The 20,467-nt window shown below is 46.8% G+C and carries 21 protein-coding genes; 19 read left to right on the forward strand and 2 right to left on the reverse strand.

All coding sequences use genetic code 11. The features are described from left to right. The first annotated feature begins 146 nt into the window (after positions 1-146). From IQP38_RS03275 to fliJ, 8 genes are all read left to right on the forward strand, one after another. Entirely contained in the window at positions 147-1,178 is a 1,032-nt protein-coding gene (locus IQP38_RS03275) for a sensor histidine kinase (RefSeq protein ID WP_005380459.1), read from the forward strand. 36 nt (positions 1,179-1,214) lie between these two features. Further along, the gene (locus IQP38_RS03280; RefSeq protein WP_054576279.1) at positions 1,215-2,624 is read left to right on the forward strand and encodes a sigma-54-dependent transcriptional regulator; all 1,410 of its coding nucleotides are present in this window, start codon (positions 1,215-1,217) and stop codon (positions 2,622-2,624) included. Positions 2,625-2,746: 122 nt separating this feature from the next. Beyond that, positions 2,747-3,058, forward strand: coding sequence for a flagellar hook-basal body complex protein FliE (gene fliE, locus IQP38_RS03285; protein WP_005384482.1), 312 nt, complete (start codon positions 2,747-2,749; stop codon positions 3,056-3,058). A gap of 14 nt (positions 3,059-3,072) precedes the next feature. Beyond that, positions 3,073-4,815 (forward strand): flagellar basal-body MS-ring/collar protein FliF, encoded by a 1,743-nt coding sequence (gene fliF, locus IQP38_RS03290; protein ID WP_005380462.1) that lies wholly within the window; start codon positions 3,073-3,075, stop codon positions 4,813-4,815. Next, positions 4,808-5,863 (forward strand): flagellar motor switch protein FliG, encoded by a 1,056-nt coding sequence (gene fliG / locus IQP38_RS03295; protein ID WP_005380470.1) that lies wholly within the window; start codon positions 4,808-4,810, stop codon positions 5,861-5,863. The genes fliF and fliG overlap by 8 nt, the downstream gene beginning before the upstream one ends. 71 nt (positions 5,864-5,934) lie before the next feature. Further along, positions 5,935-6,735, forward strand: a complete 801-nt coding sequence (fliH, locus tag IQP38_RS03300) for a flagellar assembly protein FliH (RefSeq protein WP_005394317.1) — start codon at positions 5,935-5,937, stop codon at positions 6,733-6,735. A 3-nt stretch (positions 6,736-6,738) separates the two neighbouring features. Further along, positions 6,739-8,058: a flagellar protein export ATPase FliI gene (gene fliI, locus IQP38_RS03305; protein WP_046875538.1), complete on the forward strand. Its 1,320-nt coding sequence runs from the start codon at positions 6,739-6,741 to the stop codon at positions 8,056-8,058. A gap of 6 nt (positions 8,059-8,064) precedes the next feature. After that, positions 8,065-8,508, forward strand: a complete 444-nt coding sequence (fliJ, locus tag IQP38_RS03310; RefSeq protein ID WP_193837309.1) for a flagellar export protein FliJ — start codon at positions 8,065-8,067, stop codon at positions 8,506-8,508. A 40-nt stretch (positions 8,509-8,548) separates the two neighbouring features. Here the strand turns inward: fliJ and IQP38_RS03315 are convergent, their stop codons facing one another. Both IQP38_RS03315 and IQP38_RS03320 read right to left on the reverse strand, forming a co-directional pair. Next, positions 8,549-8,863: an NIPSNAP family protein gene (locus IQP38_RS03315; protein ID WP_104975530.1), complete on the reverse strand. Its 315-nt coding sequence runs from the start codon at positions 8,861-8,863 to the stop codon at positions 8,549-8,551. A gap of 39 nt (positions 8,864-8,902) precedes the next feature. Further along, complete coding sequence (locus IQP38_RS03320) at positions 8,903-9,046, reverse strand: hypothetical protein (RefSeq protein ID WP_005394314.1); 144 nt, start codon at positions 9,044-9,046, stop codon at positions 8,903-8,905. Positions 9,047-9,143: 97 nt separating this feature from the next. On the opposite strand from IQP38_RS03320, the gene IQP38_RS03325 reads away from it, so the two are divergent. From IQP38_RS03325 to flhF, 11 genes are all read left to right on the forward strand, one after another. After that, complete coding sequence (locus IQP38_RS03325; protein WP_104975529.1) at positions 9,144-10,997, forward strand: flagellar hook-length control protein FliK; 1,854 nt, start codon at positions 9,144-9,146, stop codon at positions 10,995-10,997. Positions 10,998-11,082: 85 nt separating this feature from the next. Next, positions 11,083-11,586: a flagellar basal body-associated protein FliL gene (gene fliL, locus IQP38_RS03330; protein WP_104975528.1), complete on the forward strand. Its 504-nt coding sequence runs from the start codon at positions 11,083-11,085 to the stop codon at positions 11,584-11,586. Positions 11,587-11,593: 7 nt separating this feature from the next. Continuing rightward, positions 11,594-12,640 (forward strand): flagellar motor switch protein FliM, encoded by a 1,047-nt coding sequence (gene fliM, locus IQP38_RS03335; protein ID WP_017635951.1) that lies wholly within the window; start codon positions 11,594-11,596, stop codon positions 12,638-12,640. 58 nt (positions 12,641-12,698) lie between these two features. Continuing rightward, positions 12,699-13,109: a flagellar motor switch protein FliN gene (fliN, locus tag IQP38_RS03340; protein ID WP_005380479.1), complete on the forward strand. Its 411-nt coding sequence runs from the start codon at positions 12,699-12,701 to the stop codon at positions 13,107-13,109. A 1-nt stretch (position 13,110) separates the two neighbouring features. Beyond that, positions 13,111-13,524, forward strand: coding sequence for a flagellar biosynthetic protein FliO (gene fliO / locus IQP38_RS03345; RefSeq protein WP_005380480.1), 414 nt, complete (start codon positions 13,111-13,113; stop codon positions 13,522-13,524). Further along, on the forward strand, positions 13,511-14,380 hold the full coding sequence (gene fliP / locus IQP38_RS03350; protein WP_005394311.1) for a flagellar type III secretion system pore protein FliP: 870 nt from the start codon (positions 13,511-13,513) through the stop codon (positions 14,378-14,380). The genes fliO and fliP overlap by 14 nt, the downstream gene beginning before the upstream one ends. 24 nt (positions 14,381-14,404) lie before the next feature. Further along, complete coding sequence (gene fliQ, locus IQP38_RS03355; protein WP_005380488.1) at positions 14,405-14,674, forward strand: flagellar biosynthesis protein FliQ; 270 nt, start codon at positions 14,405-14,407, stop codon at positions 14,672-14,674. 8 nt (positions 14,675-14,682) lie between these two features. Beyond that, on the forward strand, positions 14,683-15,465 hold the full coding sequence (gene fliR, locus IQP38_RS03360) for a flagellar biosynthetic protein FliR (protein WP_005384463.1): 783 nt from the start codon (positions 14,683-14,685) through the stop codon (positions 15,463-15,465). A 3-nt stretch (positions 15,466-15,468) separates the two neighbouring features. Then, positions 15,469-16,599: a flagellar biosynthesis protein FlhB gene (gene flhB / locus IQP38_RS03365; RefSeq protein ID WP_005380490.1), complete on the forward strand. Its 1,131-nt coding sequence runs from the start codon at positions 15,469-15,471 to the stop codon at positions 16,597-16,599. Positions 16,600-16,809: 210 nt separating this feature from the next. Next, complete coding sequence (flhA, locus tag IQP38_RS03370; RefSeq protein ID WP_025998722.1) at positions 16,810-18,909, forward strand: flagellar biosynthesis protein FlhA; 2,100 nt, start codon at positions 16,810-16,812, stop codon at positions 18,907-18,909. A 28-nt stretch (positions 18,910-18,937) separates the two neighbouring features. Then, entirely contained in the window at positions 18,938-20,455 is a 1,518-nt protein-coding gene (gene flhF / locus IQP38_RS03375) for a flagellar biosynthesis protein FlhF (RefSeq protein ID WP_085569739.1), read from the forward strand. Positions 20,456-20,467 lie beyond the last annotated feature (12 nt).

Raw genomic sequence — 20,467 nt, forward strand, 5'->3', positions numbered from 1 at the left:
CGTTTTTCTGGCATCCAAAACCGTTATCTCTGAGTGTCAACTTATTGTCGATAGCTTAACGTCCTGATAAATATAAAAAATAGCTTGGTACGCTAATTGCTTACCAAGCTATTTTAGTTTTAGCGGCGATATTTCGACAGGCAGTAATGGATAACAACACCAATCAATCCCATTTAGATTCCGTAGAGAATCAGGTTGAGCGCTACAAACAGGTGCTCGATGTGATGCCTGCTGGAGTGATTTTGCTCGATACGTACGGAGTAGTGCGTGAAGCAAATCCAGAAGCGCACCGAATTCTTGAGATTCCACTGGTTAACGAAAAATGGTTCAACGTTATCCAGGCGGTGTTTGACCCACGTGAAGATGATGGCCATGAAGTTTCATTACGTAATGGCCGTAAAGTTCGACTCGCCATCTCGGCGTCCACAACAGGTCAATTGATCCTGATTACCGATTTAACCGAAACCCGTTTACTTCAAGCTCGTGTCAGTGATTTACAGCGCTTGTCGTCGTTAGGACGTATGGTTGCGTCGCTTGCTCACCAAGTAAGAACGCCGCTGTCGAGCGCTATGTTATATGCATCCAATTTGGGAGCGCCAAATCTTCCTCCAGCGACAAAAGATCGCTTCCAAACCAAATTAATGGATCGACTGCACGATTTGGAAAAGCAGGTTAATGATATGCTGCTTTTTGCTAAAGGTGGTGATAATAAAGTCATTAAGCCATTCACGATTGCCCAGTTGGTAGCGGAATACCAGCCGATGGTCGAAACCGCGCTAAAAAACAACAGTATTGATTACTGCCTAGAAGTGGAAGAAGAACAAACTGAGCTACTAGGCAATGCGAACGCCATTGCATCCGCATTAAGTAATCTGGTCATGAATGCGATTCAAATGTCTGGTAAAGAATCGCAAGTCGATATTTTTTTCCGCCCGGTAAATGGTGAGTTACGCATTTCTGTGCAAGACAGCGGACCGGGTGTGCCCGAAGAACTGCAAGCCAAAATCATGGAGCCATTTTTTACCACACGTTCTCAAGGAACTGGATTAGGGTTGGCAGTTGTTCAAATGGTTTGCCGTGCCCATGACGGTCGATTGGAGCTTATTTCAGAGCAGGGTGATGGAGCCTGCTTCACCATGTGCATTCCGCTAGAGCGAGTGCAAACAGAAGCGCAATAAGCGGCTTTTGGTAATAACAATTTCTGGAGAATCATAATGGCGCAAAGCAAAGTGCTGATCGTAGAAGACGATGAAGGTCTTCGTGAAGCCCTAGTCGATACTCTGGCTCTGGCAGGGTATGAGTGGTTGGAAGCGGACTGTGCTGAAGATGCACTGTTGAAGCTGAAATCGAATACGGTTGATATCGTCGTTTCTGATGTGCAAATGGCGGGTATGGGTGGCTTAGCTCTGCTCAAAAGCATCAAGCAGAATTGGCCTAACTTACCAGTATTGCTAATGACGGCGTACGCCAACATTGAAGATGCCGTGTCTGCAATGAAAGATGGCGCGATTGACTACATGGCGAAACCATTTGCACCAGAAGTGTTGCTAAATATGGTCAGTCGTTATGCACCGATAAAAAGTGATGACAACGGTGATGCTATCGTTGCTGATGAGAAAAGTCTGCGCTTACTCGCGTTGGCCGATAAAGTGGCACGTACAGATGCGAATGTTATGGTGCTAGGTCCGAGTGGCTCAGGTAAAGAAGTGATGTCGCGTTATATTCACAACGCGTCAAATCGTAAAAATGGTCCTTTTGTCGCAATTAACTGTGCCGCGATTCCTGACAATATGCTCGAAGCAACACTGTTTGGCTATGAAAAGGGTGCATTTACTGGTGCTGTTCAGGCATGCCCAGGAAAGTTTGAACAAGCGCAAGGTGGCACAATCTTGCTTGATGAAATCAGCGAAATGGACCTGAACCTGCAAGCGAAGTTGTTGCGTGTTTTGCAAGAGCGAGAAGTAGAGCGCCTAGGCAGTCGCAAAAGCATCAAGTTAGATGTTCGTGTGTTAGCGACGAGTAACCGTGATCTTAAGCAATACGTGTCAGAAGGAAACTTCAGAGAGGACTTATATTACCGCCTGAATGTATTCCCAATTGCGTGGCCTGCACTTAAAGAACGTAAAGGCGATATTGCACCGCTTGCCAAGCATCTTGCTGAGCGTCATTGCAGCAAAATGGGCATGCCAGTGCCTCAATTCTCGGCCGTTGCGTTAGAAAAACTATTGCAATACCCTTGGCCGGGTAATGTTCGTGAATTGGATAACGTGGTTCAACGAGCGCTGATATTAAGTGAAAATGGCGACATCGATGCAGAGCACATTTTGCTCGAGGGCGTAGATTGGCAAGATGCCAATAGCTTGCAACACGTGGTGCAAAATGCAGATATGGTCGTGCCCAATGTTAAGCCAGTTGCTCAAGCTGAGAGTGTCAGCCGCCCAGTAACTGGTGGAGAAGGCTTAGGCAGCGAGCTGCGCGATCAAGAATACGCCATTATTTTGGAGACTTTGGTTGAGTGTAATGGTCGACGCAAAGAAATGGCGGAGAAACTGGGTATAAGCCCTCGAACCTTGCGCTATAAGCTTGCCAAAATGCGTGATGCTGGTATAGATATCCCGAATTAACACAGACAACGGCCATAAGACGAAAAGTGTAAGTAAATTGATTGCTAATGTCTTATGGCACGTTAATTGCTGTGTCAATAATCAGTTTTGTTAATAGTCAATCTTTTGGCTTAGAGGTGCTAATGAAAATTGATGGTATTCAGGCAGAAATGCGCGCCATGATGGTAGAAGCAACCAATACGGCTCCTACTGCAAGTGGGGCGAAAGTTGGAGCGGATTTTAACGATCTCCTAACTAAAGCCATCAATAACGTGAACACACTTCAAAAAGCATCTGGTGATTTACAAACCCGTTTTGATCGTGGTGATGCCGATGTATCCCTTTCTGACGTTATGATCGCTCGTAACAAGTCTAGTGTCGCTTTTGATGCGACGGTTCAAATTCGCAATAAACTCGTTGAGGCATATAAAGATCTCATGAACATGCCAGTGTAATTTAGGTAATAAGTGTGGCAGACAAGTCTACAGATTTAACCGTCACTGAAGGCGGCTCAGATGGTGCACTGGTAGCAAGTTCCGATGTGGATGTGGAGAGTCAAAATCCAGATCTAGAGGAGCGTAGTGCGTCAAAATTCGATATGGCAGTGGGCGACCTCGATTTACTTCGTCAGGTTGTGCTTGTGCTGTCGATATCCATCTGTGTTGCATTGATCGTGATGCTGTTCTTTTGGGTCAAAGAACCGGAGATGCGCCCACTTGGTGCGTATGAGACCGAAGAATTGATCCCCGTTCTGGATTATCTGGACCAGCAGAAAATCAATTATAAGCTTGATGGCAATACTGTTTCTGTTGAATCGAGTGAGTACAACTCGATCAAACTTGGCATGGTTCGTTCCGGCGTTAACCAAGCTACAGAAGCGGGCGATGATATTTTGCTGCAAGACATGGGTTTTGGTGTTTCACAACGTCTCGAGCAAGAGCGTCTCAAACTCAGTCGAGAGCGCCAATTGGCTCAAGCAATTGAAGAAATGAAGCAAGTTCGCAAAGCACGAGTGTTATTGGCACTGCCAAAGCACAGCGTGTTTGTGCGTCATAACCAAGAAGCTTCTGCGTCGGTATTTTTGACATTGTCGACAGGCACGAACCTTAAGCAGCAAGAAGTGGATTCTATTGTCGACATGGTGGCTAGTGCCGTGCCGGGAATGAAAACTTCTCGAATTACCGTCACAGATCAGCATGGCCGCTTACTCAGCTCAGGCTCCCAAGATCCCGCTTCTGCGGCACGACGCAAAGAACAAGAATTAGAACGCAGCCAAGAGCAAGCGCTGCGCGAAAAAATTGATTCCGTACTATTACCGATTTTAGGTTATGGCAACTATACGGCGCAGGTTGATATACAAATGGATTTCAGTGCGGTTGAACAAACTCGCAAACGCTTTGATCCGAACACCCCTGCGACCCGCAGTGAGTACGCACTCGAAGATTACAATAACGGTAACATGGTTGCGGGTATTCCGGGTGCGTTGAGTAATCAGCCTCCAGCGGATGCCTCAATTCCGCAAGATGTGGCTCAAATGAAAGATGGTTCTGTCATGGGGCAGGGTTCAGTTCGTAAAGAGTCCACGCGTAACTTTGAGCTAGATACCACCATCAGCCACGAGCGAAAGCAGACCGGGACGGTGGCTCGTCAGACCGTTTCTGTTGCGATTAAAGACCGTCGTCAAGTTAACCCTGATACGGGTGAAGTGACTTATACCCCAATGTCCGAATCTGAAATCAATGCCATTCGCCAAGTATTAATTGGTACCGTCGGCTTTGATCAAGGTCGTGGCGATTTACTGAATGTATTGAGTGTAAAGTTTGCTGAGCCAGAGGCTGAGCAGCTAGAAGAACCACCAATTTGGGAGCACCCTAACTTCAGTGATTGGGTTCGTTGGTTCGCAAGTGCATTAGTGATTATTGTGGTTGTGTTGGTTCTGGTTCGCCCAGCAATGAAGAAATTGCTTAACCCTACCAGCGATGATGAAGACGAAATGTACGGACCAGACGGCTTGCCGATTGGTGCGGATGGTGAAACTAGCTTGATTGGCAGTGACATCGAAAGCAGCGAACTGTTCGAGTTTGGCTCAAGTATTGATTTGCCAAACCTTCATAAAGATGAAGATGTATTGAAAGCGGTTCGCGCTCTGGTTGCGAATGAACCTGAACTGGCTGCTCAAGTAGTGAAAAACTGGATGAATGACAATGGCTAACGATATCGTACCTCAAGATGACAACGCCGCGGGAATGCCAGTAGAGCTGGATGTTTCAACCATTACTGGCGAAGAAAAAGCGGCAATTTTGCTACTGAGCCTTAATGAACAAGATGCAGCTGGCATTATCCGTCACCTAGAACCAAAACAGGTTCAGCGTGTTGGTAGTGCGATGGCTCGCGCGAAGGATCTCAGCCAAGACAAGGTATCTGCTGTTCATCGTGCGTTTTTGGAGGATATCCAGAAATACACCAACATTGGTATGGGCAGCGAAGACTTTATGCGTAATGCACTGGTTGCCGCTCTTGGTGAAGACAAAGCCAACAACTTGGTTGACCAGATCCTACTTGGTACGGGATCAAAAGGCTTGGATTCTTTGAAATGGATGGACCCACGCCAAGTGGCGAGCATTATTGTCAATGAACACCCACAGATTCAAACTATCGTACTGTCTTATTTAGAAGCAGACCAATCTGCAGAGATTTTGTCTCAGTTCCCTGAGCGCGTGCGTTTGGATCTGATGATGCGTATTGCCAACCTTGAAGAAGTTCAGCCATCAGCATTGGCAGAGCTGAACGAAATCATGGAGAAACAGTTCGCGGGTCAAGCGGGTGCACAAGCAGCCAAAATTGGCGGCCTGAAAGCAGCAGCGGAGATCATGAACTACCTAGACAACAACGTCGAAGGTTTGTTGATGGAACAAATTCGCGATCAGGACGAAGACATGGCGACGCAAATCCAAGACCTAATGTTTGTCTTCGAAAACTTAGTCGAGGTGGACGACCAAGGTATTCAGAAGTTGCTGCGTGACGTACCACAAGACGTGTTGCAAAAAGCACTCAAAGGTGCAGATGACTCGTTACGTGAGAAAGTCTTCAAGAACATGTCTAAACGTGCTGCTGATATGATGCGTGATGACATAGAAGCGATGCCGCCAGTACGAGTGGCAGATGTAGAAGCCGCTCAGAAAGAAATCTTAGCAATTGCCCGTCGAATGGCGGATGCTGGTGAGCTTATGCTATCTGGCGGTGCTGACGAATTCTTATAATTTCTATTGCTTCGCAATTATCCTATTGCGGAGCACCCTCACTTCTTAATCGAACACACAATAGGTAACCCATGGCTGGCGATAGAAAACGTGGATTTATCCGTCCTGATGAAGATGATTCGATGATCGAACCCCAACGTTGGGGGCTGCCTGATTATGGCGAGCCTAAAGCCAAACAAGCAAAACAAACCGCGTTCAACTATGACCCGGGATGGGTGCCGAATTTTGATGAGCCTGAAGAAGAGCAGCCACTTGCGCTAACCGAAGAGCAAATTGAACTGATTAAGCAAGGTGCTTATCAAGAAGGCTTACATCAAGGTCAGGAAGCTGGCTTTAAGCAAGGTTACGACAAAGGTAAAGAAGAAGGGTTGCAAGCCGGCCATGCTGAAGGTCTCGAGCTCGGAAAAGCTGAAGGGGTAACTGCAGGGCAAGAATACATTCAGCAGCAAGTTGAAACTTTTATGAACTTGGCCAATCAGTTTGCTCAACCTTTGGAGTTGATGAATGCTCAGGTTGAAAAGCAGCTGGTGGATATGGTGCTCTGTTTAGTTAAAGAAGTGGTGCACGTTGAAGTACAAACCAACCCTCAAATTATTTTAGATACAGTGAAGCAGTCGGTCGAAGCGCTACCAATATCAGGCCACCCTATTACCTTGCACCTGAATCCAGAGGATGTCGCGATTATTCGTTCAGCTTATGGTGAAGAAGACCTTAATTGTCGCAACTGGACGTTAGTTGCTGAGCCATCGCTCAATCGAGGTGATGTCCAGATTGAAGCCGGTGAATCAAGCATTAATTATCGCATGGAAGAACGCGTCAAAAGCGTATTGCACAGCTTTTGTGGCGCAAACCGTCATCAAGAGGGTGAGTAATCCATGCAAGCACTCGCTGACCGCTTAAAAAACTACAAAGTTGAAGGCCTTACGACGCGCCCTGTCGCCTCTGGCAAACTGGTGCGTGTGGTTGGGTTAACGTTGGAAGCGACCGGCTGTCGCGCACCAATTGGCAGTTTATGCTTAGTGGAAACCATGTCAGGTCAGATGGAAGCCGAGGTTGTCGGCTTTTCAGGTGACAACCTATTTTTAATGCCAAGCGAACAAATTACGGGCATTTTACCTGGCGCGAGAGTCACCCCTTTAACCAGTGACGCTGGTTTGCCTGTCGGCATGGAGTTACTTGGGCGCGTGATAGACGGGGTTGGGAATCCACTTGATGGACTTGGCCCTTTGTATACCGATCATCGTGCCTCTTTTAATGCCGAGCCGATCAACCCGTTGGCTCGAAAACCAATTTCTGAACCGCTCGATGTTGGCCTAAAAGCCATCAATGGTTTGTTGACGGTTGGTAAAGGTCAGCGTATCGGTCTGTTTGCAGGTTCTGGTGTGGGTAAATCGGTCACGCTTGGCATGATGACGCGAGGCACCACCGCACAGGTTGTGGTCGTCGGCCTGATAGGTGAGCGTGGACGTGAAGTTAAAGAGTTCATCGAAGAGATCTTGGGTGAGGACGGTCGTCGCCGCTCAGTGGTGGTCGCGGCGCCTGCCGATGCTTCACCTCTAATGCGCTTAAAGGGGTGCCAAACGGCATTAACGATTGCTGAATACTTCCGGGACCAAGGGTTAGATGTTCTGCTATTGATGGACTCGTTGACTCGTTTTGCACAAGCACAGCGTGAAATCGCACTTTCTGTTGGTGAGCCGCCAGCGACGAAAGGTTACCCGCCTTCTGTATTTGCCAAGCTGCCAGCGCTGGTTGAGCGAGCGGGTAATGGAAGTGCCGAACAAGGCTCGATTACGGCGTTCTTTACCGTCTTGACCGAAGGGGATGATTTGCAAGATCCGATAGCGGATGCATCGCGAGCCATTCTTGATGGCCATATTGTTCTTTCTCGTGAAATGGCGGATGCAGGCCATTATCCGGCGATTGATGTCGAGAAGTCGGTGAGCCGTGTTATGCCGCAAATCACGACCGAAGAGCACGTTCTGATGTCAAAAGCCGTGCGACAGGTCTTGTCTATTTGTCGCAAGAATCAAGATTTGGTCTCGATTGGAGCGTACAAACCGGGTACCGATCCTGCTATTGATGGCGCATTTACTTTGAAACCGAAGTTAGACGAATACTTGCAGCAGAGCATGAAAGAATCGGTGCCATACGATATGTGCGTCAATATGCTTAGAAACATTTTGGGTGGGTGATAGCGCATGAATAATGCGATGGAGTTTCTACTTGAGCAAACTAAGGATCGTGAAGACCAAGCTGTGCTTGCACTGAACAAAGCGCGTTCTGAACTCGAAGATTATTACCGTCAGGTTGAACAAATTGAAAAGTATCGGCTTGATTATTGCCAGCAACTCGTCGACCGTGGTCAGGCGGGCCTAACGGCAAGTCAATATGGACATTTAAATCGATTCCTTACCCAGCTAGATGAAACTTTATCTAAGCAAAAGCAAGCAGAAAGTCATTTCAAAGAGCAGGTTGAAAACTGTAAAGAATATTGGTTAACCGTGCGTAAAGAACGCAAATCCTATGAGTGGATGATAGGCAAACGCGAAAAAGAGAAACAACTTGCTGAAGCTAAGCGCGAACAAAAGCAAATGGACGAGTTTTCCACCTTACTTTACAGTCGAAAACCACATCGTTTCTAAACGTTATCGGTTCGATATTGCATTACGGTGTTGCAGTTGACTACATCTCTACCGATTCAAGTAAGGTAACTTTGATTGAGTCTTGTTCAATTAGCTCAAATACCTTCGGTCGAATCTCGCGAACCCACCACTCGTTGTATGTTTTTTCGTAGAGAGTCTGGCGTGCTTGTTCATTGTCGAACTCTCTAAGCCAAACAAAATAGTCATGTCCATCGTCACCAGTGTGGACGTAAGTATTCAGTACACGCATGCCTTGTGAGCGTTGATAGGGCAACAGTTCTTCCTTCATCCAACTTAGCCATTGCTTTGTTTTGCCTGCTTTGATTCTATATTGGCGTAATTCTGTGATCTTCAAAGTGATTCCTTAATTGTTAAGCAAAGTGTCTGTTTACGCTTATCGTTTTTCAAAGTCAATCAAGTAGCTGTACATCATGTTAGGAACCAGGTTCTCGGATAGTACTGTTGATGTTTGTTCCATAAACATGCCATCTATTAGCTTACCGAGAATTGGCTCAATATTGTGGTGTGATTTTTGCATTTTAGCTGTCAGTGTCGGGTCTTTTTGACCTTTGTTTGCCGCCAGTATTGCTGTCTGTCAGCGATACGCTCAGAGCCACGAGAACGAGAGTTTCTAAATGAGTGTGAATTTGTCCCATGTATCTGCGACTACCAAGACGCCAGTTTCTGATGTGTCCGCTAAAGCGTCCGCAGAGAGCACTGAAAGCAAGGGATTTTTAGAAACGTTAACCGATGCGTTTGCTGGTAAACAAAAGCCCGAAAAAGTAGCAACAGAATCGACAGTGGTTGAAGAAAAAGAAAGAGCGGATGTAGGCAGTACTTCTTCTGCTAACGTCTCGGACGAATTGTTGGCGCAAGAAAGCCAAGGATCCGTCAGTGACGGGACCCATGATTTTGATGAAATATCAGCAAACAAACAGAATGCAACCTTAAGTGAAGAAGTAAGTTTACAAAAGGCGAGTAACAGCACACCTTTGGAGCATGATGTTGAAGCTATTGAAAAAGTGAAATCAACATCAATTGATACGAGTAACCCATCAAATACAATGGACGTAAAAAGCACGATGGGCGAAGGACAACAGCTTCTTGGTCGAATTGAACAAGCGAATCAAACCCTGAATGCGAGTAATGCATCCATCGATAGTGGCAAAGTTTTGCCTCAGAGCGCGAATTTAGTGCATTCGTTCCACGAGCAAGCAACCGTTTCGACACACCTTGATGAGCTTGCTTTGAATGAAACGCCATCAGTTCATTCGCTTGAACAAGCACAGATGATCCCAGGACAAGACTTAGAGCCAATTTTAGATAAGAATGGTCAACCTATCGATGTCGACAAACTTTCGCCTGAGTTTGCTGCTTGGCAAGAGCTAGCGAAACAAGCCAGCCATCCGACGGCTAAGAGCGCAGTCAGTGGTGAAGTAGCTAATGATCTGTCGCCGTTGTTAACAGACGTTGATGGTTCCAACATCGACGCGCTTCCACGAGTATCCTTGGATGAACTTGAAGTTATAGATACTAAGTTGGCGCAAGGAAAACCACTGACTCAGCAAGAAGCTCAGATCATTGAAGGGTTGAAACAAGGAAGGATCACGGCGGATATTCCTGATCAAGACCTTGCCCAATTTGTTGCGCTCCCTAATGACATTAAACAGATTCTCGCAGAGCAACAAGTACAACATAATTTAACTCGCCAGGCTGGACCTATGGCAGTGTCTCAGCAAATCCAGCATACAGCGGCTCAAGTACCCCAGCCACAAACTGCTCATAGTGGAGAAAAAGTCGCATTATCTCCAACGCCTGATACGTTGATAGCCGCGCAAGTGCCGACGTCGCTTCAAGGTGTGAAAGACGGAGAGATTAGCCAGAAAGTAATGAACGCAGCATTGGCGACTGGTGCGCTAAAGGCGACTGCGGATAAACAAGATAAGCCGGACCTCCAACATGGCTTCGCTGGACAGCTTCAGGCTATGGCAGGTCAGCAAGGAATTAATGTGCAGCAACAAGCGCGTATTGATGCTGCACAACAAGCTCAGCTTCCGTTGCAACTAACTAAAGAGCTAGCCAACGAGCAAGTTGCGGAAAAAGTGCAAATGATGATGTCGAAGAATCTGAAAAATCTCGATATTCGTCTTGATCCACCAGAGTTAGGTCGTATGCAAATTCGTATGACCATGAATAACGACGTTGCCAATGTACATTTTACAGTGAACAACCCGCAAGCTCGTGACATTATTGAACAGACGCTCCCTCGTTTGAGAGAAATGCTAGCGCAACAAGGTATGCAGCTGGCTGATTCTTCCGTCCAGCAACAAAACAGCGGGCAACAGCAAGGTAGGTATACTGCTGAACAACATGGTCAAAGCGCGCAAAGTGGCGGTTTTTCTGGACAGTCCGAAGAGGGTTTTGAATCTGATGTCAATCTGGATTTGAATGTCGCTTCAAAGCGTGATGGAATTAGTTTTTACGCATAAAAGGCCGTTTAACGGCAATGGCATACGGTTACCAAGCAACTCACTAAAACGTCTTGGTAACTCAAAAGAACAATAAGAGACAAGAATGGCAGAAGAACAGTTACAAGGGGCCGATGCGCCGAAAGGAAAAAGCAAGTTACTTATCATCATCATCGCTGTTGTAGTATTACTACTTGGTGGCGGGGCAGCGGCATTTTTTCTAATGGGCTCTGATGAACCTGCTCAGGCTGAATCGTCTCAACAGGCTCAAGTGAAGGCATCGAATGCTGCGCCCATCGCGTATGTGAATCTTCCTCAGGCATTTGTATTTAACGTTACTGGGGATAGCCGCGATAGGCTGGTTCAAATTAAAGCGCAGTTAATGGTTCGCGGTGCAGAAAATGAAGAGTTGGCGCGGTATCATTCGCCACTGATTGAAAGCTCTATGCTATCAACGTTTGCTTCCGCGACGGTTGATCAATTGCGCTCTCCTACAGGACGAGTGGAATTGCGCGATCGTGCTTCCGAAGATATCAAAGCAGCGCTGAATGCTGCGGTCGGTAAGCCAGTGATTGAAAAAGTACTGTTTACAGATTTTGTTATTCAATAGGTAAAACGTGACCGATCTATTAAGCCAAGACGAAATTGATGCGCTATTGCATGGGGTTGACGATGTTGATGACGTCGATGAACCGATAGAAAACGACACTGAGGGTGCCGTCAATTTTGATTTCTCGTCGCAAGACAGAATCGTACGTGGTCGAATGCCGACGCTCGAACTTATCAACGAGCGCTTTGCACGGCACATGCGTATTAGTCTGTTTAATATGCTGCGTAAAACGGCAGAGGTGTCGATCAATGGCGTGCAGATGATGAAGTTTGGTGAATACCAGAACACATTGTACGTGCCAACCAGTTTGAACATGGTGCGTTTTCGTCCGTTAAAAGGCACTGCGTTGATCACCATGGAGGCTCGTTTAGTCTTTATTCTGGTAGAAAACTTCTTTGGCGGTGATGGTCGATTCCACGCCAAAATCGAAGGCCGCGAATTTACCCCAACGGAACGCCGCATCATTCAGTTGTTACTGAAAATTGTATTTGAAGATTATAAAGAAGCGTGGTCGCCAGTGATGGGGGTAGAGTTCGAATATCTCGACTCTGAAGTAAACCCAAGCATGGCAAACATTGTCAGCCCGACAGAAGTGATTGTCGTGAGTTCATTCCATATAGAAGTTGACGGCGGTGGCGGCGATTTTCATGTCGTTATGCCTTACTCCATGGTTGAGCCTATCCGTGAACTATTGGATGCAGGTGTTCAGTCCGACAAGATGGAAACGGACGTTCGCTGGAGCTCAGCACTACGTGAAGAGATCATGGATTGTCCGGTTAACTTCCGCGTGAACTTGCTCGAAAAAGACATTTCTTTGCGTGATCTCATGGAGCTGCAACCGGGCGACATCATCCCGATTGAAATGCCAGAACATGCGACGATGTTTGTAGAAGACCTACCGACCTATCGCGTAAAAATGGGTCGTTCGGAAGACAAATTAGCGGTGCAAATTTCTGAGGAAATTGAGCGCCCACATGTCGTCAAAACAGATTTAGCTTTCTTAGGTAAAGACATCATGTCCGAGCTTGAGAATGAAGACGATATAGACCATTAAGATACCTTATTAAACAGACATGCTATGGCATGAGTAAGGCGTAACACAGGATAGAAAAATGGAACCAAGTGACGATCAAAAGCTAGCAGACGAATGGGCAGCCGCTCTTGGCGAAGACCCGTCTGCCCCTTCTGTAGACGTAGATGAAGTATTGGCTGCGCCACTGGAAGAGCTAAAAGACACTTCAAGCCCAATTAGCGAAGATGAGCGTCGTAAACTCGACACTATTATGGATATCCCGGTGACGATTTCGATGGAAGTCGGTCGTTCTCAAATTAGCATTCGGAACCTGTTGCAGCTTAACCAAGGTTCGGTTGTTGAGTTGGATCGTCTAGCCGGTGAGTCGCTCGACGTATTGGTTAACGGTACTTTGATTGCTCACGGCGAAGTCGTGGTCGTCAACGATAAGTTTGGTATCCGTTTGACGGATGTGATCAGCCAAACTGAACGAATTAAGAAGCTGCGTTAAGATGAGTCGTTCAATCAAAATGCGATTGAAGCAAATCACTGGAGCACTGAGCTTAATGCTAAGTGCTCCTTATGCATTTGCTGCCGCACCAAATAATCTGGATCTTGCGACGACACTTGGCTCGCTTGTGCTTGTAATCGGCGTGATTCTTTTGCTGGCTTGGTTGCTGAAACGTATGCAAGTGCCAGCGATGGGACAACAAAAGGGCTTGCGTATAGTGAGTCAGTTGCCAGTGGGTACAAAAGAAAGAATCGCAGTAGTTCAAGTGGGTGAAGAACAGTTTTTGGTTGGGATTACTAGCCAATCGATCCAAACTTTAGCCAAGTTAGATAAGCCACTGAAAGAGGAAGAGTTGGCGACCAATGCTTTTGCGACTCAATTTAGCCAGCTGATCAAAAAACATGACAAAGGGTAATCCAATTCGTTTGCTCCTGAGTACGTTGTTACTTTTTGTCGGCGTGCTGTTTTCTTCATTTACCTTTGCTGAAGCAGAGGAGTCAGCGCTGCCAGATAACTTAGCCGATGGAAGTGGTGTTACAGTTCAGGCTATGCAAAGTGATACTGGTGCTAGCCGTGCTATGTCCGTTTCTAGTGGCGGTGGTATTCCAGCATTCACCATGACCACGAACCCTGATGGCAGTGAAGACTACTCGGTTACACTACAAATTTTAGCGTTAATGACCATGCTTGGCTTCTTGCCTGCCATGGTGATTCTGATGACCTCGTTCACTCGAATTGTGGTGGTGATGTCGATATTGCGTCAGGCAATGGGTTTGCAACAAACGCCTTCTAATCAGGTTATTATTGGTATTGCGCTGTTTTTGACCTTTTTTGTTATGTCTCCTGTCCTGAACGAAATCAACGACAAAGCTGTTCAGCCTTATTTGAACGAGCAAGTTACGGCGCGAGAAGCGTTTGATGCTGCACAAGCGCCAATGAAAGCATTTATGCTTAAGCAGACCCGAATCAAAGATTTGGAGACGTTCGTAACCATGTCAGGAGAGCAAGTCGAGAATCCAGAAGATGTGTCGATGGCGGTGTTGATTCCGGCTTTTATCACCTCAGAGCTAAAAACTGCATTCCAAATTGGCTTTATGCTCTTCTTGCCGTTTTTGATTATTGACCTTGTAGTCGCTTCGGTACTGATGGCAATGGGTATGATGATGTTGTCACCAATGATTGTTTCGTTGCCGTTCAAGTTGATGTTGTTCGTATTGGTCGATGGTTGGAACTTGATACTCTCGACACTTGCGGGCAGCTTTGCCCTTTAGATAAGCGCAGATAGAGGATAAGACATGACACCAGAAATGTTTGTCGAGCTTTTCCGTGAAGCACTTTGGATGGTGCTTATCATGGTCTGCGCTATTATCATCCCAAGCTTGCTTATCGGCCTTGTAGTTGCGATTTTTCAAGCTGCGACATCCATCAACGAACAAACATTGAGCTTCTTACCGCGTTTGATTGTCACGCTTTTGGCCCTGATGCTGTTTGGGCATTGGATGACGCAAATGTTGATGGAATATTTCTATGGCTTGATTGAACGCTTACCTCAGGTGCTTTATTAGAGGCGCCTATGGAGTACCCCACTAGCGTTGTCTTAGATTGGATCGCAAACTACTTCTGGCCCTATGTTCGTATCTCATCCATGTTGATGGTGATGACAGTAACCGGGGCCCGATTTGTTTCGCCAAGAATCCGCCTTTACCTCGGTTTAGCCATCACTTTCGCTGTCATGCCAGCCATCCCCGCCGTACCTCAGGACATTGAGCTACTCTCGTTTCGTGGCTTCATGACCATTGCCGAGCAAATGATCATCGGCATAGCGATGGGTATGGTTACTCAATTTATGATTCAAACCTTTGTCCTACTTGGTCAAATATTGGGTATGCAATCAAGTTTGGGCTTTGCTTCTATGGTTGATCCCGCAAATGGTCAGAACACGCCATTGCTTGGCCAGTTATTCATGTTCTTAACGACAATGTTTTTCCTTGCCACCGATGGACACTTAAAAATGCTGCAATTGGTGGTGTTCAGTTTTAAAACTTTGCCGATTGGCTCCGGCTCGCTCAACGCGGTTGATTTCCGTGAAATGGCAGGCTGGCTTGGTATTATGTTCCAAACTGCATTGAGTATGTCTCTATCCGGCATTATTGCACTACTGACCATTAACTTGTCGTTTGGTGTAATGACCCGTGCCGCACCACAGCTGAATATCTTCTCGCTTGGTTTTGCTTTTGCTTTGATGGTGGGTCTATTACTTTGTTGGTACATACTGGCTGGTCTATACAGTCATTATGAAATGTTCTGGACAGTGGGTGAGGCGCAGATTTGTCGGCTCATTCGCTTGGAGTGCTAAGATTTGGCAGAATCAGACGGTCAGGAACGCACCGAAGAAGCCACGCCCCGACGGTTACAACAAGCCAGAGAAAAGGGGCAGGTCGCTCGATCTAAAGAGCTTGCATCAGCATCTGTGCTGATCGTTGGCGCCATTTCATTGATGTGGTTTGGCGAGGCGTTAGCACGTTCATTGTTTTCCATCATGAGCCGTTTATTTGATCTTCAACGAGAAGAGATTTTCGATACTGCAAAACTGTTTGATATCGCTTTGGGCGCGATGAGTGATTTGTTGTTCCCACTATTTTTGGTGTTAGCGACATTGTTTACCGCCGCCATGATTGGAGCAGCAGGTGTGGGAGGAATCAGTTTTTCTGCCCAAGCGGCCATGCCCAAGCTGTCGAAAATGAATCCACTTAGCGGCTTAAAGCGAATGGTTGGCATGCAAAGCTGGGTAGAGTTGATCAAATCAATCCTTAAAGTGGTTCTGGTCACTGGTGTCGCCATCTATTTGATCCAAGCATCGCAGGCCGATCTGATTCAATTGAGCATGGATGTGTATCCGCAAAACATCTTCCATGCTTTAGATATTTTGCTGAACTTTATTTTGCTGATCAGTTGCTCGCTATTGATTGTGGTTGCCATCGATATTCCATTTCAAATTTGGCAGCACGCCGATCAGTTAAAAATGACCAAGCAAGAAGTCAAAGACGAATACAAAGAGACTGAAGGTAAGCCGGAAGTGAAAGGCCGTATTCGTATGTTGCAAAGGGAAGCGGCTCAACGTCGAATGATGGCGGACGTTCCTCAAGCTGATGTTATTGTTACTAACCCAGAGCACTTCTCGGTAGCGCTTCGTTATAAACAGAAGACAGACCGTGCGCCAGTCGTGATCGCTAAAGGTACTGACCACATGGCGATGAAGATTCGAGAAGTCGCCCGCGAACATGACATTACGATTGTGCCCGCACCACCTTTGGCTCGTGCGTTGTACCACACGACAGAGCTCGAGCAAGAGATCCCCGATGGGTTATTTACTGCCGTCGCTCAGGTTTTGGCATTTGTATTCCAATTGAAGCAATACCGAAAACGAGGTGGACAGCGCCCGAAAATTCAAGATTATGATTTGCCAATCCCGCCCGAGCACCGTCATTGATACGAAAAGCGGTAAAGCCTTAAAAAAGCTCGTTTGATCAAAAGCTAAGCTCTATTTGAGTGTTTAGTCATTATTTTGGCGCTAATTATGGTACATAGATTGCTTAAAACGCTTTAATTATCAACCCTACCTAAACTTTTAGGCTAAAGCGGTCGCGTATTAATAGTAAGAGCTTACGTGACGCTTCAATCGATTGAGATCTCTCGCAGTATGAAGTTAAGCCTGCCGTTTGCAGATAAATTGCCACGAATCCCTCAACGTGAAATGCCAGCTATTGGTGCTCCGGTGATGGTTTTGGCCACCCTAGCGATGGTGGTACTGCCGATTCCAGCATTTTTGCTGGATATGTTCTTCACCTTTAACATCGCGCTGTCGATGGTGGTGTTGTTAGTGACCGTTTACACACGTCGCCCTTTGGACTTCGCTGCTTTTCCAACGGTATTGCTGATCGCCACGTTGCTCCGCTTGGCTTTGAACGTTGCCTCGACTCGTGTCGTCTTACTGCATGGTCATGAAGGCGGTAATGCGGCAGGTAACGTAATTGAGGCGTTCGGTAACGTCGTTATTGGTGGTAACTACGCGGTCGGCCTAGTGGTTTTCCTCATCTTAATGATCATCAACTTTATGGTGGTGACCAAAGGTGCGGGTCGTATCTCTGAGGTAAGTGCTCGCTTTACGCTTGATGCGTTGCCGGGTAAGCAAATGGCGATTGATGCCGACTTGAATGCCGGATTGATAGACCAAGAGCAGGCAAGAGTTCGTCGTTTTGAAGTGACCAAAGAAGCGGATTTCTATGGCTCGATGGATGGTGCCTCGAAGTTCGTAAAAGGTGACGCGATTGCCGGTATTTTGATTCTGTTTATCAACATCGTCGGCGGTCTGTCGATCGGTATGGCGCAGTATGGATTGGGTTTCGGTGAAGCGATTGAAATCTATACCTTACTGACAATCGGTGATGGTTTGGTCGCACAAATCCCATCGCTATTGCTGTCGATTGCAGCGGCAATGATGGTGACGCGCCAAAACACCGATGAAGACATGGGGGAACAACTGGTCTTCCAGATGTTCGACAACCCAAAAGCGCTGATGATTACTGCGGCTATTCTTGGTGTGATGGGCATCGTACCGGGCATGCCACACTTTGCGTTTTTGAGCCTGGCAGTCGCGGCCGGTGCAGCGGCATATTTCATCGACAAACGGCAGAAGCAGAAAGCGAAAGAGCCCGCTTTACCAGCAACAGCAGACGAAGGTACAGAACCTTCCTCACAGCGCGAACTGTCTTGGGATGACGTCCAGCCAGTCGATATTATTGGCTTGGAAGTCGGTTATCGCTTAATCCCTTTGGTGGACAGAGACCAAGGTGGGGAACTGCTAGAGCGCGTAAAAGGCGTGCGTAAAAAGTTATCGCAAGATTTTGGGTTCCTAATTCCAGCGGTTCATATTCGTGACAATCTTGAGCTGACCCCAAACAGTTACCGAATTACATTGATGGGGGTTGCGGTGGGCGAAGCAGAGATTCGTCCGGATCAAGAGCTAGCGATTAACCCAGGTCAGGTGTATGGCATGATTGATGGTGAACCAACCATTGACCCTGCTTTTGGACTGGAAGCCGTATGGATCCGAGAAGATCAGCGTGAGCACGCGCAGGCTCTGGGTTATACGGTTGTTGATTCATCAACGGTATTAGCGACGCACCTAAGCCAGCTATTGACCAACAACGCATCACAGCTAATTGGCCATGAAGAAGTAGAGAATTTATTAGAAATGTTGGGACGCAGCGCGCCTAAGTTGGTCGAGAACTTTGTTCCTGACCAATTACCATTAGGTGTGGTGGTGAAAGTCCTACAAAACTTGTTAAACGAGGCCATTCCAATCCGCGATATTCGCACGATTGTTCAAACTTTGGCTGAGTACTCAAGTAAGAGTCAAGAAGCTGACATATTGACGGCAGCAGTTCGAATTAGTCTTAAACGTCTAATTGTTCAAGAAATCAATGGTATAGAGCCTGAGTTACCAGTGATCACCTTGATACCCGAACTGGAACAAATATTGCATCAAACTATGCAAGCATCAGGAGGCGAATCCGCGGGGATTGAACCGGGACTCGCTGAGCGATTGCAGTCTTCACTAAGCCAAGCGACACAGGAACAAGAACTGAAAGGCGAACCTGCCGTTCTGCTTACTTCCGGTGTATTACGCTCGACGTTGGCGAAATTTGTGAAGAACACAATACCTAATCTCCGGGTACTGTCTTACCAAGAAATCCCGGATGAAAAACAGATCAGAATTGTGCAAGCCGTGGGTAACTGATCTCACGCATCATTAATGGATTCATAGTTTGAAAATAAAGCGATTTTTTGCCAAAGACATGAGAACGGCGCTGCTCCAAGTGAAAGAGGACTTAGGCGCGGAAGCGGTGATCATGTCAAACAAGAAAGTGGCTGGTGGAGTAGCGATTGTTGCGGCGATAGATAGTGAATCTAATCCGTCTCAAGCAAGCGCAGCGTCACAGCAAAATCGCGGTGCTTCTCAATCGAATCGCTATAACGAACATCGTCAAATGTCATCGTCTTCTGCTGATCGTTACCAAGATCGTCATTTAGATGAAGATAAAATTAGCCTGAACAGTAATAACAGTAACAATGAAAAAACAGGCTCAATGACGCAGCGATTCGCTAATATGCTTAAGCAATATAGCGGTGGTGCAGCAGATGCTGACGATCACGTAGCAGAAAATGAAGATTCGCTCTCTGCTTTGCTGCAACGCCAAAATAAGCATCGCGACGGCTACAACCAAGAAAAGCCAGCGCCATATCAACCAGATTCACCTTTGGCGAAGCTAATCGCACAGGACAATCGATTTGAACGTCCGACGCCCAAGCTGGACCCGACGCGCTATGACCGACGTCGCCCAAGTGATGAGCGTGACGAATCGGCCGATGAGCTAGAAAGCATGCGCGAAGAGATGACGTCAATTCGTCGTCTGTTGGAGCACCAAGTTTCTGGCCTGATGTGGCAAGAAGTAGAACGCCGTGAGCCGCTAAGAGCTATGCTGATTAAGCGCTTAGAGCGAATGGGCGTTTCTCCGGAGTTAGCAGACCAGATGGCCTGTTATATCCCGGAAGATACAAAGCCAGCGCGAGCGTGGAAAGCGTTATTGTCGCTGGTGGCGGATCAAATCAATATTCCTAAACAGGACATTTTAAAACGTGGTGGCGTAGTCGCATTGTTGGGTCCGACGGGGGTTGGGAAAACAACAACCGTAGCGAAACTCGCAGCACGCGCAGCCATGGAATACGGTGCCGACAATGTGGCCCTTGTGACAACAGACACATATCGCATAGGTGCACATGAGCAACTCTCAATTTACGGAAGAATCATGGGTTGTCCCGTAAGAGTTGCTAAAGATTCTAACGAGTTAGCCGATGTTATATATCAGCTAAGAAACAGAAGACTGATTTTGGTCGATACGGCAGGGATGGGGCAACGAGATGTGAGGCTTTCCGAGCAGCTCGACACTCTAATGCAAGAGAGCGGAGAAGTGATCCACAGCTACCTTGTTTTGCCGGCTACCGCACAACGTCGTGTTCTACAAGAAACGCTGGATCACTTCCGACGTATACCACTTTCGGGTTGTATTATGACGAAGCTTGATGAGTCATTAAGCCTAGGCGAATTCATCAGTGTAGTGATTCAAAACGCAATGCCAGTAGCTTACATCGCTAATGGTCAGCGCGTACCAGAAGACATTGTGATAGCGCAACCAAAATATATGCTTGCGAAAGCAAATGAACTGTTAGAGAAGTCGACAGAGAACGAACCTCACTTTTGGAACAGTGACAGTGAAGGACTCTAAGGCGGCGGACTA

This window comes from Vibrio sp. OPT41, assembly GCF_015163595.1.
Lineage (GTDB): Bacteria > Pseudomonadota > Gammaproteobacteria > Enterobacterales > Vibrionaceae > Vibrio > Vibrio alginolyticus.

Coding starts and splice junctions, on each gene's coding strand:
- IQP38_RS03320 (WP_005394314.1), bottom strand. CDS start 9,046: ATGCAAAAATCACACCACAATATTGAGCCAATTCTCGGTAAGCTAATA.
- fliE (WP_005384482.1), top strand. CDS start 2,747: ATGAAAATTGATGGTATTCAGGCAGAAATGCGCGCCATGATGGTAGAA.
- fliQ (WP_005380488.1), top strand. CDS start 14,405: ATGACACCAGAAATGTTTGTCGAGCTTTTCCGTGAAGCACTTTGGATG.
- fliG (WP_005380470.1), top strand. CDS start 4,808: ATGGCTAACGATATCGTACCTCAAGATGACAACGCCGCGGGAATGCCA.
- flhA (WP_025998722.1), top strand. CDS start 16,810: ATGAAGTTAAGCCTGCCGTTTGCAGATAAATTGCCACGAATCCCTCAA.
- fliR (WP_005384463.1), top strand. CDS start 14,683: ATGGAGTACCCCACTAGCGTTGTCTTAGATTGGATCGCAAACTACTTC.
- fliJ (WP_193837309.1), top strand. CDS start 8,065: ATGAATAATGCGATGGAGTTTCTACTTGAGCAAACTAAGGATCGTGAA.
- fliL (WP_104975528.1), top strand. CDS start 11,083: ATGGCAGAAGAACAGTTACAAGGGGCCGATGCGCCGAAAGGAAAAAGC.
- fliO (WP_005380480.1), top strand. CDS start 13,111: ATGAGTCGTTCAATCAAAATGCGATTGAAGCAAATCACTGGAGCACTG.
- fliH (WP_005394317.1), top strand. CDS start 5,935: ATGGCTGGCGATAGAAAACGTGGATTTATCCGTCCTGATGAAGATGAT.
- fliN (WP_005380479.1), top strand. CDS start 12,699: ATGGAACCAAGTGACGATCAAAAGCTAGCAGACGAATGGGCAGCCGCT.
- IQP38_RS03325 (WP_104975529.1), top strand. CDS start 9,144: ATGAGTGTGAATTTGTCCCATGTATCTGCGACTACCAAGACGCCAGTT.
- fliI (WP_046875538.1), top strand. CDS start 6,739: ATGCAAGCACTCGCTGACCGCTTAAAAAACTACAAAGTTGAAGGCCTT.
- IQP38_RS03280 (WP_054576279.1), top strand. CDS start 1,215: ATGGCGCAAAGCAAAGTGCTGATCGTAGAAGACGATGAAGGTCTTCGT.
- fliP (WP_005394311.1), top strand. CDS start 13,511: ATGACAAAGGGTAATCCAATTCGTTTGCTCCTGAGTACGTTGTTACTT.
- IQP38_RS03275 (WP_005380459.1), top strand. CDS start 147: ATGGATAACAACACCAATCAATCCCATTTAGATTCCGTAGAGAATCAG.